The organism is Altererythrobacter sp. (assembly GCF_050299635.1).
Classification (GTDB): Bacteria; Pseudomonadota; Alphaproteobacteria; order Sphingomonadales; family Sphingomonadaceae; genus Erythrobacter.
Map to the genome: position 1 here is coordinate 121,757 of NZ_JBNKWF010000005.1, position 12,955 is coordinate 134,711.

Below are 12,955 nucleotides of genomic sequence, written 5' to 3' on the forward strand. Positions count from 1 at the left end.
ATCGGTCCCGGTGCCTGATAATTATTTGAGAAGGAAATCACCATGGCTGCATTCACTGCCGCTGATGTGAAGGCCCTGCGCGAGAAGACCGGCGCGGGCATGATGGACGCCAAGAAGGCGCTCGACGAAGCCAATGGCGACATGGAAGCCGCGATCGACGCGCTGCGCGCGAAGGGTCTCGCTACTGCCCAGAAGAAATCGAGCCGTACCGCGGCCGAGGGCCTGATCGGCCTGGCCGTCGAAGGCACCAGGGGCGTTGCGGTCGAGGTCAACTCGGAAACAGACTTCGTTGCCAAGAACGACAAGTTCCAGGACTTCGTGCGCAAGACCACGCAGGTCGCGCTGGGTCTTGGCAATGACGATGTCGAAGCGCTGAAGGGCTCTGCCTATCCCGATGGCGGCACTGTGACTGACAAGCTGACCGAGAACGTCGCGACCATCGGCGAAAACCAGCAGGTTCGCCGCATGAAGACCGTTTCGGTCGGGCAGGGCGCAGTTGTCGCCTACATGCACAATGCCGTTTCGCCGGAAGCGCAGGACCTCGGCAAGATCGGCGTGCTTGTGGCGCTCGAAGGCGATGCCAACGCCGACGTTCTTGCTGCATTGGGCCGTGATATTGCCCAGCATGCGGCTGCTATGTTCCCGCTGGCGCTCAATGCCGATGGCCTTGATGCCGACGTGATCGAGCGTGAGCGCAAGATCGCTGCCGAGAAGGCTGCCGAAAGCGGCAAGCCTGAAAACGTGCAGGAAAAGATGGTCGAAGGCGCGGTGAAGAAATACGCCAAGGAAAATGCGCTGCTGAGCCAGATCTTCGTGAAGGACGGCAAGGCGACCGTTGAGGAATATGTTGCCCGCATCGCCAAGGAAGCTGGCGCGTCGATCAAGCTGGTCGATTATGTCCGTTTCCAGCTTGGCGAAGGCATCGAAAAGGAAGAGAGCGACTTTGCGGCGGAGGTTGCCGCAGCCGTCGCCGGCTGATCGCACTTCTTGCAAGACCAAGGAAAGGCCGCTGGTCCCAATGTGGGCTGGCGGCCTTTCCCTTTGCGCATGGAGTTCCAGGCGGCTAAGGAACGCCGCAATTCCAAACCTGTTAGACGGATTGATAGCAACGATGCCACTCCCCAAACTCAAGCGCATCCTCCTGAAGCTCTCGGGCGAAGTGCTGATGGGCGAGCAGGAATATGGCATCGATCCCGCCTATGTCTCGCGCCTCGCGGAAGAGGTGAAGGCAGCCAAGGACGCCGGGCTGGAGATCTGCCTGGTGATCGGCGGTGGCAATATCTTCCGCGGGATTTCGGCTGCGGCCAAAGGACTGGACCGCACCACAGGCGATTACATGGGTATGCTGGCAACGGTGATGAACGCGCTGGCGATGCAGAATGCGCTGGAGCAGCTGGGCGTGCAGACCCGGGTGCAGTCCGCAATTCCGATGAGCAGCGTGTGCGAGCCCTACATCCGCCGACGCGCCGAGCGGCACCTCGAGAAAGGTCGCATCGTGATCTTTGCGGCGGGTACCGGCAATCCATTCTTCACCACCGATACGGGCGCAGCTTTGCGTGCGGCGGAAATGAGTTGCGACGCCTTGCTGAAAGGCACCAGCGTCGATGGCGTCTATGATGCCGATCCCAAGACCAATCCTGACGCGACCCGTTTCGAGACGATCACTTATGACAAGGTCCTGTCAGATAATCTCAAGGTGATGGACGCGGCGGCGGTTGCGCTTTGCCGCGAGAATGACATACCGATCGTGGTGTTCTCGATCCGCGAAAAGGGCAATGTCGCCCGCGTGCTCGAAGGCAAGGGCGTGCAGACAATCGTACAAGAGGAAGCCTGAGCAATGGCACAATATGAAAAGGCCGATATCGAACGGCGCATGAATGGCGCGGTGGAAGCGCTGAAGAGCGATCTCGCGGGCCTGCGTACGGGGCGCGCCAACACCAGCCTGCTCGATCCGGTGCATGTGGAAGTCTATGGCGCAATGATGCCGCTCAACCAGGTGGCGACCGTTTCCGCGCCGGAACCGCGCATGCTGAGCGTGCAGGTGTGGGACAAGGCCAATGTCATCCCGGTGGAGAAGGGCATTGCCCATGCCAATCTGGGGCTCAACCCGATGATCGACGGGCAGACCATACGCCTGCCCATGCCCGATTTGACGGAGGAACGCCGCAAGGAACTGGCCAAGCTGGCGGGCAAATATGCCGAGAATGCGAAGATCGCGATCCGCAACGTCCGGCGTGACGGGATGGAAGCGCTCAAGGCCGACGAGAAGAAGAAGGAAATCTCCGAAGACGACCGCAAGCGTCTGGAAGATGAAGTGCAGAAGCTGACCGACAAATATGTCGGCGAAGCGGATGCCGCTGCGGCGAAGAAGGAACAGGAAATCCTGACTCAGTGATTGGGCCGGTCGAGCTCAGTCCAAGCGGTTTACGAAATGTCTGACCCCAGTTCCAACCGTGCAAGACATGTTGCCATCATCATGGATGGCAATGGACGCTGGGCCAAGAAACGCGGATTGCCGCGTGCGATGGGTCACAAGCGCGGCGTCGAGGCGGTTCGCAAGCTGGTGCGCTCTGTCGAGCAAATGGGGCTCGATTGCCTGACGCTCTATGCCTTCAGCAGCGAGAACTGGAAGCGTTCAGAGGGCGAAGTCGACGATCTGATGAACCTGATGCGCAAGTTCATCAAATCGGACCTGCCGGAATTCGTCGCCAATGATGTGCGGCTCAAGATCATTGGCGACTGGCAGGGGCTCGCGCCCGATATCGTCGCCATGCTCGAGGATGCGCTGGAGCAGACGAGCAAGGGCTCGCGCATTTTGGCGGTGGCGCTGAACTATGGATCGCAGCAGGAGATAGCACGCGCTGCTGCCAAGGCGGCGGCAATTGGCGAAGTGTCCGAAAAGACCATCGCGGCGCATCTCGATACGGTGGATCTGCCACCGCTCGATCTGCTGATCCGTACCAGCGGGGAGATCCGCCTGTCGAATTTCCTGCTGTGGCAATCGGCCTATGCCGAGATGCTGTTCGTCGACACGCTGTGGCCCGACTTCACGCCCGAGCATCTGCAGCAGGCGCTGGACGATTTCGCGAAGAGGGAGCGCCGCTATGGCGGAAGGTGAGGCCCCCAAGAAGAAATCAGATCTGCCGGTGCGGGTAGCATCTGCGGTGGTCATGCTGGCCGTGGCGGGTGCGGCGCTGTGGCTGGGTGGCGTTTGGCTGGATACCTTTATTGCACTGGTGGCGCTGGCCTGTCTTGTCGAGTTCACCATCTTAGTGAGCAAGGTGGCAAAAAGTGCGAGCGGCAAAGCCTTGGCCCTGATTGCCGGGATGGCCTATATCGGGGGAGCTGCATTCGCTCTGATCGCGTTGCCCGTCGGGGTGTTGATCGGAGTGCTGGCAGTGGTAATCGCAACCGATACCGGCGCCTATTTTAGCGGTCGAACCTTCGGTGGCCCCAAGATCGCGCCGTCTATCAGCCCCTCAAAGACCTGGTCCGGCCTTGTAGGAGGCATGATTGCTGCGGGTCTGGTGGCGGCCAGTTCATTTGCATGGAACACCGGCGAGATTGTGGTGCGGCCTATGCTGTTCCTGGCCTTTGCAATTGGTGCGCTGCTCGCCGTGGTTGCGCAAGCTGGCGACTTCTTCGAAAGCTGGCTCAAACGGAAGGCAGGCGTGAAGGACAGTTCGCACCTGATCCCCGGTCATGGCGGCGTGTTCGACCGGGTGGATGGCCTGTTGCCGGTATCGATCATGGCTTCCTTCCTGTGGGCGGCGCATCCATGACCCGCTCGATTTCCATCCTCGGTGCGACCGGGTCGGTGGGCGAGCAGACGCTCGACCTGATCCGCCGCAATCGCGAGGACTGGCGGGTCGAAGCGCTGACAGCCAACGGTCGGGTCTCCGAGCTGGCCAGCCTCGCGCGCGAGTTCGACGCCAAGGTTGCTGTCGTTGCGGATGAAGCGCGCCTGCCAGAATTGCGCGAGGCGCTATCTGGCACGCAAATCGAGGTCGCCGCGGGACGTGACGCGCTATGTGAAGCCGCAGCCCGCCCGGTCGATCTCACCCTGGCCGCTATCGTCGGATGCGCCGGCCTTGCACCGACCATGGCGGCCATCGCTCAAGGCAGGACGGTCGCGCTCGCTAACAAGGAAGCGCTGGTTTCCGCCGGCGACGTGCTGATGCGTGCGGTCAATGAGAGCGGGGCGACGCTGCTGCCAACCGACAGCGAGCATAATGCGATCTTCCAGTGCCTCGCCGGGAACGAGCTGGCCAATGTCGCGCGGATCACGCTCACCGCCAGCGGGGGCCCATTCCGGACCTGGACGCAGGAACAGCTCCACGCTGCAACTCCAGCGCAAGCCGTGGCACACCCCAATTGGGACATGGGCGCGAAGATCAGCGTCGATTCCGCGACGATGATGAACAAGGGCCTCGAATATATCGAGGCGCATCACCTGTTCCCGGTCGGGCTCGAGCGCTTGCGTATCATCGTTCATCCACAAAGCGTGATCCATTCGATGGTCGAATATCGCGACCGATCGACTCTGGCGCAGCTTGGCCCTTCCGACATGCGCGTACCGATCGCATCCTGTCTCGCCTGGCCAGACCGGATGGATACGCCGATGGCGCCGCTCGATTTGGCGGCAATTGGCGAATTGAGTTTCTTTGCGCCTGACGAAACCCGCTTTCCGGCGACGCGGCTGGCGCGCGAAGCGATCGAGACAGGCGGTGCGGCCCCTGCCGTGCTCAACGCGGCCAACGAAGTTGCGGTTGCAGCTTTCCTCGCCGGTCAGATCGGGTTCACCCGCATACCGGTAATGGTCGAGCAAGCCTTGAGCCGCTATAGCCTGCCCGCGCCGAAATGCCTCGACGACGTTCTAAGCGTCGACGCGGAAGCGCGCGCAAATGTGCAGGAACTGTTGGAGCACGCCTAATTGTTTGAATCTCCACCAATATGGATGTGGATCGTCGGCTTCTTGCTGGTGCTGGGACCATTGGTGACCCTGCATGAGCTGGGGCATTACCTCGTTGGGCGCTGGTTTGGCGTCAAAGCCGACGCCTTTTCGATCGGTTTCGGCAAGGAATTGACCGGGTGGACCGACAGGCGCGGCACGCGCTGGCGCATCGCGGCGATCCCGCTCGGTGGCTATGTCCAGTTTCAGGGCGACATGAACCCGGCCAGCATTCCGGATGCAGAGGCGATTGCGCAAGCGAGCTCTGAGGAGCGCGAGCATAGTTTCCATTGCAAGCCGTTATGGCAGCGTGCGCTGATCGTCTTCGCTGGTCCTGCCACAAATATCCTGATCACCGTAGCCATCTTCGCATCATTCAACCTCGCTTACGGCAAGCTTGAGGCGAACAATTCGGTAGCGCGCTTTGCCGAAGTGTCCGCAGCGCGTGATGCCGGCATGAAGGTGGGTGACCGGATCATTGCAATCGACGGGATCGAAACCACGGATTTCAGCGACATCGGACCCCAAGTGCTAATGTATCCCGGCAAGACCATCCAGATCCGTTTCGAGCGCGACGGCAAGTCACAAACCCTTCCCGTCACGATTGGCGAGAGCATGGAGACCGACCAATTCGGCAATCAGTCGCGTGTGGGGCGTCTGGGCGTCTATTCGGGGGAACCGACGATCGTCCCGGTCGGCGCTGTGGAATCCGTCACGCTCGCCTTCGACCAGAGCTGGGGCCTTGTGAAAATGATGGTCACGGGTATCGGGCAGATACTGACCGGCGACCGTTCGGTAAGGGAATTGGGTGGCCCGCTCAAGATCGCCAAATACTCGGGTGAACAATTGAGCCTGGGCCCGGAAGCCTTCGTGAGTTTTGCGGCGCTGATCTCAATTAACTTGGCATTCATCAACCTCTTGCCAATCCCGGCGCTCGACGGCGGGCACCTGGCATTCTACGCGGCAGAGGCAGTCCGCCGTAAGCCGGTCGGCCCGAACAGTATGGAATGGGCGTTTCGCACCGGCGTTGCTCTTGTGCTTATGCTGATGGTGGTCGTCACGGTGAATGACCTCGTGTCGCTTCCGATTTTCGGAGGTTAATCGGGGAAAGGAACCCCTGGAGCGGCGATTGGCGGCCCGTGCCGCTTGATTGCCTCCGCGCCATCGGGCACAGGCGGCTGACGCGTCGTGCCCCGTGGTTTCGGGCCCGCGAGTGTCGGCATGCAGATGCGGCGCGTTTGGTATGAGAGTTTGGACGGGAACACGGCAAAGATGAGTGGACAGATCAAGGCGGGCGAGGCTTTCGCGAAACCCGCTGGCCGGTTGGCAGTTGCACTGCTGTGTGGGACCATGCTGGCCGGCTTGCCCGCGCCGGTCTTGGCGCAGGACGCTTCGCCTGACGAAGAGGCCAGCGAACCCGCTCCTCAGCCAGCTCCGGTAGACAGCACTATCCGCTCGATTTCCGTGGCAGGGGCCGAACGGCTCGAGCCGCAAACAATCCTCAGCTACATCCGTCTGCGCGTGGGTGACGAATACACCTCCGTCGCGGCCGACCAGGCGCTGAAGGATCTCGGCGCAACCGAGCTGTTCTCCAACTTCTCGATCCGCAACGATGGCGGGAACGTCGTGATTTCCGTCACCGAGAACCCGGTGATCAACCGCATCGTGCTGGAAGGCAACAAGCGGATCAAGAACGACAAGATCCTGCCAGAGATCAAGCTTTCGCCGCGCCAGATCTTTACGCGTTCCAAGGTGCGCGCGGATGTTGCCCGTATCATTGAGCTGTACAAGCGCCAGGGCCGCTTTGCCGCCACGGTCGAACCCAAGATGGTGCAGCTGGCGCAAAACCGCGTCGATATCGTGTTCGAGATCACCGAGGGGCCGAAATCCAAGGTTCGCCAGATCAACATCATCGGCAATGAGGAGTTCTCCGATGGCGAACTTCGCAGCGAGATGGTGACCAAGCAGGCCCGCCTCACTCGTTTCTTCAGCTCCAACACCAGTTACGATCCTGACCGCCTGGCCTTCGACCAGCAGAAGCTGCGTCAATTCTACCTGACGGAAGGCTATGCCGATTTCCGCGTTGTCTCGGCCGTTGCCGAGCTGACGCCGGACAAGCGCGATTTCATCATCACCTATGTTGTTGAAGAGGGTGAGCGCTACAAATTTGGCGATGTCGCAGTCGAAAGCCAGCTCCGCGATTTCGATAGCGAGCGGATGAGGCAGAACCTGCCGATGAAGGAAGGCGACTGGTACAACGCCAAGCAGGTCGAGGACACGGTTGAGCAGATTACCGAACTGGCCGGTACCTTCGGCTATGCCTTTGCCGACGTGCAGCCGCAATTCAGCCGCAGCAAGGAAGACCTTACGATGGACGTCAATTTCGTCCTTCGTCAGGCTCCGCGCGTTTATGTTGAACGGGTCGATGTCAACGGCAACACGCTAACCCAGGACAAGGTGATCCGGCGCGAGTTCCGTATCGGCGAGGGTGACGCGTTCAATTCCTTGCAGGTCAAGCGCACTACAGCGCGCATCAATTCGCTGGGTTACTTCCAGGAAAACTTCGAGGTCGAACAGACCGAAGGCTCGCAGCCGGACCGGATCGTCTTGGAAGCGAATGTGGAAGAGCAGCCGACCGGCGAATTGCAGCTCTCTGCCGGTTTCTCTTCGCTTGAAAGCTTCATCCTTGCGGCTTCGATCCGCCAGCGCAATTTCCGCGGGCGTGGCCAGACAGTCGGCCTGAGCCTCAACTACTCGCGCTATTCGCGTGCGGCATCGATCAGCTTCACCGAACCCTATGTGTTCGATCGCAATATCTCGGCCGGGCTCGACATCTATCGGCGTGATTACAACAGCTTCAATCGGTTCCAGAGAAACCGTCGCAACCTTTACGAGCAGTCCACCACCGGCTTCTCGTTGCGTGCAGGCGTGCCGCTGACCGAATATCTCTCGATGATTGGCAGTTACACGCTGAATTTCGACGATATCAGCCTGGACCAGGCGACCTATTTCTCGGATTTCGATGGCGACGGGATCGCGACTTGCGACCCGATCATTGCAGGACGCTATCTGTGCGAAGCGATCGGCAAGCGGACCAGTTCGATCCTTGGGCTCAATTTTGCCTTCAACACGCTCGACAGCCGCTTGCGACCGACGCGCGGACAGAACGTAACCTTCGGGGTTGAGTTCGCCGGGCTTGGCGGGTCAGTCAAATATGTCCGGGTTCGCGGCAAGGCTGCGCAGTATTTCCCGATGGGCAGCGGCTTTATCTTCTCGGTGTCGGCGGAAGGCGGCGCGATCAACTCGCTTGAAAGCAACAACAACCCCTTCGTGGACAATGTTCGGCTGACGGACCGATTCTTCCTCGGCGAACCGCAGATTCGCGGTTTCGACATTCGCGGTATCGGGCCGCGCATCCTGCGCCAGCCCTACATAACCGATGACGATGGCAACCGGGTCCCGATTACCGATCGCAAGCGGGTTCAGGACGATGCGCTGGGCGGTCGAGCCTATTACCTGGGCCGGGCAGAGCTCGAAATTCCGCTAGGCTCGGGTGCCCGCGAAATGGGCCTGCGACCTTCAATCTTCGTCGATGCTGGCGCACTCTTCGCCGTGACCAGGCCCCAGCTGCTGGATAATCCCAACGGAATCCAGCTGCGCGACGCCGATGGCAATCTGTTGTATTCTACCCGCGAGCGGGACGCGAATGGCGATGTCATTCTCGACGGCAATGGCAATCCGACGTTTGTATCTACCACCGATCCGATCGATCCCGACGGTGAGGTGAACACTGCACAGATACGCCAGGGCACGGCCTTCCGCGAAGTCTTCCTTGGCGATTCGGCCGCGCCACGCATCTCAATCGGTATCGGGGTGAACTGGAACTCGCCCTTCGGTCCGTTCAGGATCGATTTTGCTCACGTGCTTAAGAAAGAGCCTGGTGACGATACCAAGAAATTCTCCTTCAACGTAGGAACTCAATTCTAATGAAACTTTTCAAGACATCGCTCGTTGCTGCGAGCCTCGCGACCGCAGCCGCTCTGGCTACGCCGGTTTCCGCTCAGGTTCAGGGCAATATTGCAACCGTCAATGCGCCGGGCGTGATCATCAACACCACTGCATTTCAGACTGCCTATCAGCAGATTGGCACCACCTATAAGTCACAGCTCGACACCATCCGTCAGCGCAGCGAAGAGCGCCAGACCCTGCTCAAGCAGCTCGACACCAACAATGACAATGAACTGGATGAAGCGGAGCAAACGGCCGCGCAGAACAGCAGTCAGGCACAGCGGATCGCGCAGATCGAACAGGAAGTGGGGCAGCTCTCCAACCAGGTCGACAGCGCGCGCATCTATGCGATCGAGCAGATCCTGCGCCAGTATTCTCCTGCACTTCAGGAAGTCGTGACGCAGCGCCAGATCCAGTTCGTGGTCGCTCCCGAGGCAGTCGTCTATGCGCCGCAGCAAGCCAACATTACGCAGCTCGTAGCAACCTCGCTCAATGCAAAGGTACCCAGCGTGCAGATCGTGCCGCCGCAGGGCTGGCAGCCGAACCGCAATTCGGTTGCGATGTTCCAGCAGATTCAACAGGCGCTACTGACTGCACAGGCGATCCAGGCGCAGCAGCAACAGCAGGCGGCGCAGCAGCAGAATCCGCAGGCACCGACCGGCCGCTAAGCGCGCCGGACGGGACACATATCGGGGGACAGGGCCATGAGTGGCGAGAGCGCAAGCAGTGCTTACGATATTCACAAGATACTCAAGGCCCTGCCTCACAGGTACCCGTTATTGCTGGTCGACCGAGTCAAGTCGATCGAACTGGGTGAGCGCATTCATGCGGTGAAAGCCGTGACCATGAATGAGGAGTTCTTCCAGGGGCATTTCCCGGGCGCTCCGATCATGCCCGGCGTGCTGCAGATCGAAGCGATGGCACAGGCTGCGGCGATCCTGGGCATCGAGACGCTGGAGCTGGCCGGAACGGGCAAGCTGGTGTTCTTCATGGGTATCGACAACGCAAAGTTCCGTTCGCCGGTGACGCCGGGCTGCCTGCTCGATCTGGAAGTCGAGTTCATCCAGAAGCGCAGCCGGGTTTACAAATTCAAGGGCAAGGCGAGCGTCGAGGGCAAGACCACCAGCGAATGCGAGTTCACGGCGATGATCGCCGATCCGCCGGAATAAGGTTGCAATTATTGCGCGGCGCCTCTAAGCGCGCCGCTTTCCCGCAGACAGCATGTCCGGTCGGAACCGGGCGCAGGCTAGCAAGGACACGAAACATGAAAGCCGAAGGGCATCCCGAATATCACATGATCACGGTCAAGATGACCGATGGTACCGAATTCCAGACGCGCTCCACCTGGGGCAGCGAAGGCGACACGATGACGCTCGATATCGACCCGACCAGCCACCCGGCCTGGACTGGTGGTCGCCAGCAGATTCAGGAAGGTGGCCGCGTGGCTGCGTTCAACAAGCGTTTCGGCGGGCTGTCTCTCAAGAAGTAAGTCGGCTTTACAGGCTAAGCGGTCGCAAGACCGCGAAGGGAAGGGCGGTCCGACGGGGCCGCCCTTTCTTGTTGCGCTGCCTTATCGGCAGAGATTCACGCACATTTGATGCAGCGGGTTGCGATAGGGCGCGCTTCCAGCCGCGCACGCGCAATCTCGTCGCCGCACACGGCGCAGGTGCCATAGGTTCCGTTCTCGATCCGCAGCAAGGCGAGCCGGATCTGCTGGATCTCTTCGCGCAGGACCTCGTCAATACCCTCCAACGATTCGTCGTCAGCCAGGTCCGCCGCCTGCTCTTCCCAATCTGCATCGAGCGGATGGCGCAAATCGTCTTCGATTACCTCCGCCCGTTCGAGCAATCCGTCCAAACGAGCGCGCAGCTTTTCTGCCAGATCAGTGTAGTTGCTCATTACCAGCCCCACTCCTTCTCTCGATACCACTTGGTAATCACATATTTCACGCCCTTGCGCACCTTCATTCCGTGGTGGAGCGTGTTCGGGTTGACGCTCCCGTCCGGCCTTCGGTTGTTCCAGCATACCAGCTTTCCGGCTTCGGGTTTGAAGGTCTTGTTGATCACCTTGAACCTTGTAGCACCTCCGGCATCCACATCATTGAGATAGATCATGAAAGTCCAGGTGCGCTGACCCGCAACGGAACAGAACTTCTGGAAGTCCGCTCCATCGGGCGCGAAATAGTCGGTGTGGGCCTTGAACTCCTGCCCTACATCATATCGCTGGCCCTGGATCGGTTCGCCATAGGCAGGATCGATCCCACCGAGCCGTAGCAGCAAGGCCTCAAGCTGCCGCACAGCCGGTTCGTCGGCGTCCAGGTCGCAGGTCTCGCTAGTGCGGAAATAGTGATCGCCATTGTCGTCGGCTATGGTCGACGGGCGGCGGTTGGCATCGATCAGCGCAACCAGTTCATGGCGCAGGCCGGGCTCCAGAAATTCGCGAATCTGAAACAGTTCGATCTTCGCGCTGGGCACGCGCTGCACCCCGCCGTGAGCGAGCAGATGATCGGCACTGGATTCGCCATGTCGACCCATTCGGATACGATAGGCCCAATGGCGCTTCCGGCAAGCGTGAAATATTATTGCGTTTGCTATGTGAGTGCGCAGTTTTCGCTTCCCAAACTCTGTCTCTTGTGCAACAGGCTCGCCCCCGCTGCGGCTGCCCTTGACGGGTGCGCCAAGGCGCGTATCAGCCCCGCTTGCGCGGCATCGGCATGACAGCAGGCCGGGGCATGTGGCGATCGTAGCTCAGTTGGTTAGAGCGCCGGTTTGTGGTACCGGAGGTCGCGGGTTCGGATCCCGTCGATCGCCCCATCTTCCCCTTCCTGTCCTGCCTTCAGGCCGCGGCCATGAAGGGAATCGACAATGCCGGCATTCTGGACCGAAGCGGATTATGACGACCACGAGCTGGTGCAGTTCGTGCGCGATCCAAAGAGCGGCCTGACTGCCATTATTGCGATCCATTCGAGTCACTTGGGGCCCGGAGCAGGGGGCACCCGTTTCTGGCACTATGCCGACCCGGCAGGCGCGATGCGCGATGCGCTGCGCCTCAGCCGCGGCATGAGCTACAAGAACGCCATGGCCGGACTGCCGATGGGCGGCGGCAAGGCAGTAATCCTGGCGGACGAGAATCGCACCAAGACTCCCGAAATGCTCGCTGCATTCGGCGACGCAGTCGAGGCGCTGGGCGGCCGTTATGTCACGGCGGAAGATGTCGGGATCAGCGAAGCCGATATGGTCGCAGTTGCGGAGCGAACCGCGCATGTCTCTGGCCTGCCGGCCGAAGGTGAGGGCGCTGCGGGTGGCGATCCCGGTCCGTTCACGTCGATGGGGATATTCCTGGGCATCAAGGCAGCGGTAAAACACAAGCTGGGCAAAGACAGCGTCGATGGGGTTCACGTGGCGCTCCAAGGCGTGGGCAGCGTTGGCGGCGGTGTCGCGCGCTTGCTCGCCAAGGACGGCGCGAAGCTGACGCTTGCGGATATTCATCATGACCGGGCTGAGGCGCTGGCCGCCGAACTGGGTGGAGAAGCGGTTCCCGCCGACGTTATCATGAGCGTGTCCTGCGATGTGTTCAGCCCCAATGCTCTCGGTGCAATCCTCGACGATGAAGGCATCGCGCGTCTCGAAACGCCGATTGTCGCGGGCGGGGCGAACAACCAGCTCGCGCGGGCACATCACGGTGAGATGCTGGCCGAACGCGGCATTCTTTACGCGCCGGACTACGTCATAAACGCTGGCGGAATCATCAGCGTGACGATGGAATATCTCTGCCGCCAGCATGGCGAGCCCTGCGACATCAACGAAGTGCGCAAGCGGATTGCGCAGATTCCGGGCCGTCTCGAACAGATCTGGCAGGAATCGGATACGAGCGGGCTTTCGCCTGACGTGGTGGCCGATCGCATGGCGCAAGAGCTGATTGGGCGCGGATAGCTCCGCAATTGGACCAAATGCGGTCTTGCGGGGGGCGAGGGGCACTGTAAAAGCCTCTCCACGA

Annotated in this window: 14 protein-coding genes and 1 tRNA gene; 13 read left to right on the forward strand and 2 right to left on the reverse strand. The window is 60.5% G+C overall.

All coding sequences use genetic code 11. The features are described from left to right. Positions 1-42 precede the first annotated feature (42 nt). The 11 genes from tsf (at position 43) to rpmE (ending at position 10,448) form a co-directional block, all read left to right on the forward strand. The gene (gene tsf / locus ACQY6C_RS04085; protein ID WP_427965083.1) at positions 43-978 is read left to right on the forward strand and encodes a translation elongation factor Ts; all 936 of its coding nucleotides are present in this window, start codon (positions 43-45) and stop codon (positions 976-978) included. Positions 979-1,111: 133 nt separating this feature from the next. Further along, complete coding sequence (pyrH, locus tag ACQY6C_RS04090; protein WP_427965086.1) at positions 1,112-1,834, forward strand: UMP kinase; 723 nt, start codon at positions 1,112-1,114, stop codon at positions 1,832-1,834. A gap of 3 nt (positions 1,835-1,837) precedes the next feature. Further along, positions 1,838-2,395, forward strand: coding sequence for a ribosome recycling factor (gene frr, locus ACQY6C_RS04095; RefSeq protein ID WP_427965089.1), 558 nt, complete (start codon positions 1,838-1,840; stop codon positions 2,393-2,395). A gap of 36 nt (positions 2,396-2,431) precedes the next feature. Further along, entirely contained in the window at positions 2,432-3,118 is a 687-nt protein-coding gene (gene uppS / locus ACQY6C_RS04100) for a polyprenyl diphosphate synthase (protein ID WP_427965092.1), read from the forward strand. Continuing rightward, positions 3,105-3,782 carry a phosphatidate cytidylyltransferase gene (locus tag ACQY6C_RS04105; RefSeq protein ID WP_427965095.1) on the forward strand — a complete coding sequence of 226 codons (678 nt, stop codon included), beginning with the start codon at positions 3,105-3,107 and terminating at the stop codon, positions 3,780-3,782. The genes uppS and ACQY6C_RS04105 overlap by 14 nt, the downstream gene beginning before the upstream one ends. Next, on the forward strand, positions 3,779-4,933 hold the full coding sequence (locus ACQY6C_RS04110) for a 1-deoxy-D-xylulose-5-phosphate reductoisomerase (RefSeq protein ID WP_427965098.1): 1,155 nt from the start codon (positions 3,779-3,781) through the stop codon (positions 4,931-4,933). The genes ACQY6C_RS04105 and ACQY6C_RS04110 overlap by 4 nt, the downstream gene beginning before the upstream one ends. A gap of 24 nt (positions 4,934-4,957) precedes the next feature. Next, positions 4,958-6,052 carry an RIP metalloprotease RseP gene (gene rseP / locus ACQY6C_RS04115; protein ID WP_427965101.1) on the forward strand — a complete coding sequence of 365 codons (1,095 nt, stop codon included), beginning with the start codon at positions 4,958-4,960 and terminating at the stop codon, positions 6,050-6,052. A 171-nt stretch (positions 6,053-6,223) separates the two neighbouring features. After that, positions 6,224-8,938, forward strand: coding sequence for an outer membrane protein assembly factor BamA (gene bamA, locus ACQY6C_RS04120; protein WP_427965104.1), 2,715 nt, complete (start codon positions 6,224-6,226; stop codon positions 8,936-8,938). After that, the gene (locus ACQY6C_RS04125) at positions 8,938-9,627 is read left to right on the forward strand and encodes an OmpH family outer membrane protein (protein ID WP_427965107.1); all 690 of its coding nucleotides are present in this window, start codon (positions 8,938-8,940) and stop codon (positions 9,625-9,627) included. The genes bamA and ACQY6C_RS04125 overlap by 1 nt, the downstream gene beginning before the upstream one ends. 36 nt (positions 9,628-9,663) lie before the next feature. Then, positions 9,664-10,128: a 3-hydroxyacyl-ACP dehydratase FabZ gene (gene fabZ / locus ACQY6C_RS04130; protein WP_427965110.1), complete on the forward strand. Its 465-nt coding sequence runs from the start codon at positions 9,664-9,666 to the stop codon at positions 10,126-10,128. 95 nt (positions 10,129-10,223) lie between these two features. After that, positions 10,224-10,448 carry a 50S ribosomal protein L31 gene (gene rpmE, locus ACQY6C_RS04135; protein ID WP_427965113.1) on the forward strand — a complete coding sequence of 75 codons (225 nt, stop codon included), beginning with the start codon at positions 10,224-10,226 and terminating at the stop codon, positions 10,446-10,448. 95 nt (positions 10,449-10,543) lie between these two features. Here rpmE and ACQY6C_RS04140 read toward each other — a convergent pair whose 3' ends face one another. Together ACQY6C_RS04140 and ACQY6C_RS04145 are read right to left on the reverse strand one after the other, a co-directional pair. Continuing rightward, positions 10,544-10,858, reverse strand: coding sequence for a TraR/DksA family transcriptional regulator (locus ACQY6C_RS04140; protein WP_427965116.1), 315 nt, complete (start codon positions 10,856-10,858; stop codon positions 10,544-10,546). Next, the gene (locus ACQY6C_RS04145; RefSeq protein ID WP_427965118.1) at positions 10,858-11,493 is read right to left on the reverse strand and encodes a prolyl hydroxylase family protein; all 636 of its coding nucleotides are present in this window, start codon (positions 11,491-11,493) and stop codon (positions 10,858-10,860) included. The genes ACQY6C_RS04140 and ACQY6C_RS04145 overlap by 1 nt, the downstream gene beginning before the upstream one ends. A 202-nt stretch (positions 11,494-11,695) precedes the next feature. Between ACQY6C_RS04145 and ACQY6C_RS04150 the strand changes: the two genes are divergently transcribed. Beyond that, positions 11,696-11,772, forward strand: a tRNA-His gene (locus ACQY6C_RS04150). Between the two features lie 51 nt (positions 11,773-11,823). Continuing rightward, positions 11,824-12,891 carry a Leu/Phe/Val dehydrogenase gene (locus ACQY6C_RS04155; protein ID WP_427965121.1) on the forward strand — a complete coding sequence of 356 codons (1,068 nt, stop codon included), beginning with the start codon at positions 11,824-11,826 and terminating at the stop codon, positions 12,889-12,891. The last annotated feature ends 64 nt before the right edge of the window (positions 12,892-12,955 follow it).

Bases quoted from the DNA above. Each gene is read 5' to 3' on its own strand.
- ACQY6C_RS04125 (WP_427965107.1), top strand. From the start codon at position 8,938: ATGAAACTTTTCAAGACATCGCTCGTTGCTGCGAGCCTCGCGACCGCA.
- frr (WP_427965089.1), top strand. From the start codon at position 1,838: ATGGCACAATATGAAAAGGCCGATATCGAACGGCGCATGAATGGCGCG.
- fabZ (WP_427965110.1), top strand. From the start codon at position 9,664: ATGAGTGGCGAGAGCGCAAGCAGTGCTTACGATATTCACAAGATACTC.
- ACQY6C_RS04140 (WP_427965116.1), bottom strand. From the start codon at position 10,858: ATGAGCAACTACACTGATCTGGCAGAAAAGCTGCGCGCTCGTTTGGAC.
- bamA (WP_427965104.1), top strand. From the start codon at position 6,224: ATGAGTGGACAGATCAAGGCGGGCGAGGCTTTCGCGAAACCCGCTGGC.
- rpmE (WP_427965113.1), top strand. From the start codon at position 10,224: ATGAAAGCCGAAGGGCATCCCGAATATCACATGATCACGGTCAAGATG.
- pyrH (WP_427965086.1), top strand. From the start codon at position 1,112: ATGCCACTCCCCAAACTCAAGCGCATCCTCCTGAAGCTCTCGGGCGAA.
- ACQY6C_RS04110 (WP_427965098.1), top strand. From the start codon at position 3,779: ATGACCCGCTCGATTTCCATCCTCGGTGCGACCGGGTCGGTGGGCGAG.
- ACQY6C_RS04105 (WP_427965095.1), top strand. From the start codon at position 3,105: ATGGCGGAAGGTGAGGCCCCCAAGAAGAAATCAGATCTGCCGGTGCGG.
- ACQY6C_RS04155 (WP_427965121.1), top strand. From the start codon at position 11,824: ATGCCGGCATTCTGGACCGAAGCGGATTATGACGACCACGAGCTGGTG.
- uppS (WP_427965092.1), top strand. From the start codon at position 2,432: ATGTCTGACCCCAGTTCCAACCGTGCAAGACATGTTGCCATCATCATG.
- ACQY6C_RS04145 (WP_427965118.1), bottom strand. From the start codon at position 11,493: ATGGGTCGACATGGCGAATCCAGTGCCGATCATCTGCTCGCTCACGGC.
- tsf (WP_427965083.1), top strand. From the start codon at position 43: ATGGCTGCATTCACTGCCGCTGATGTGAAGGCCCTGCGCGAGAAGACC.
- rseP (WP_427965101.1), top strand. From the start codon at position 4,958: ATGTGGATCGTCGGCTTCTTGCTGGTGCTGGGACCATTGGTGACCCTG.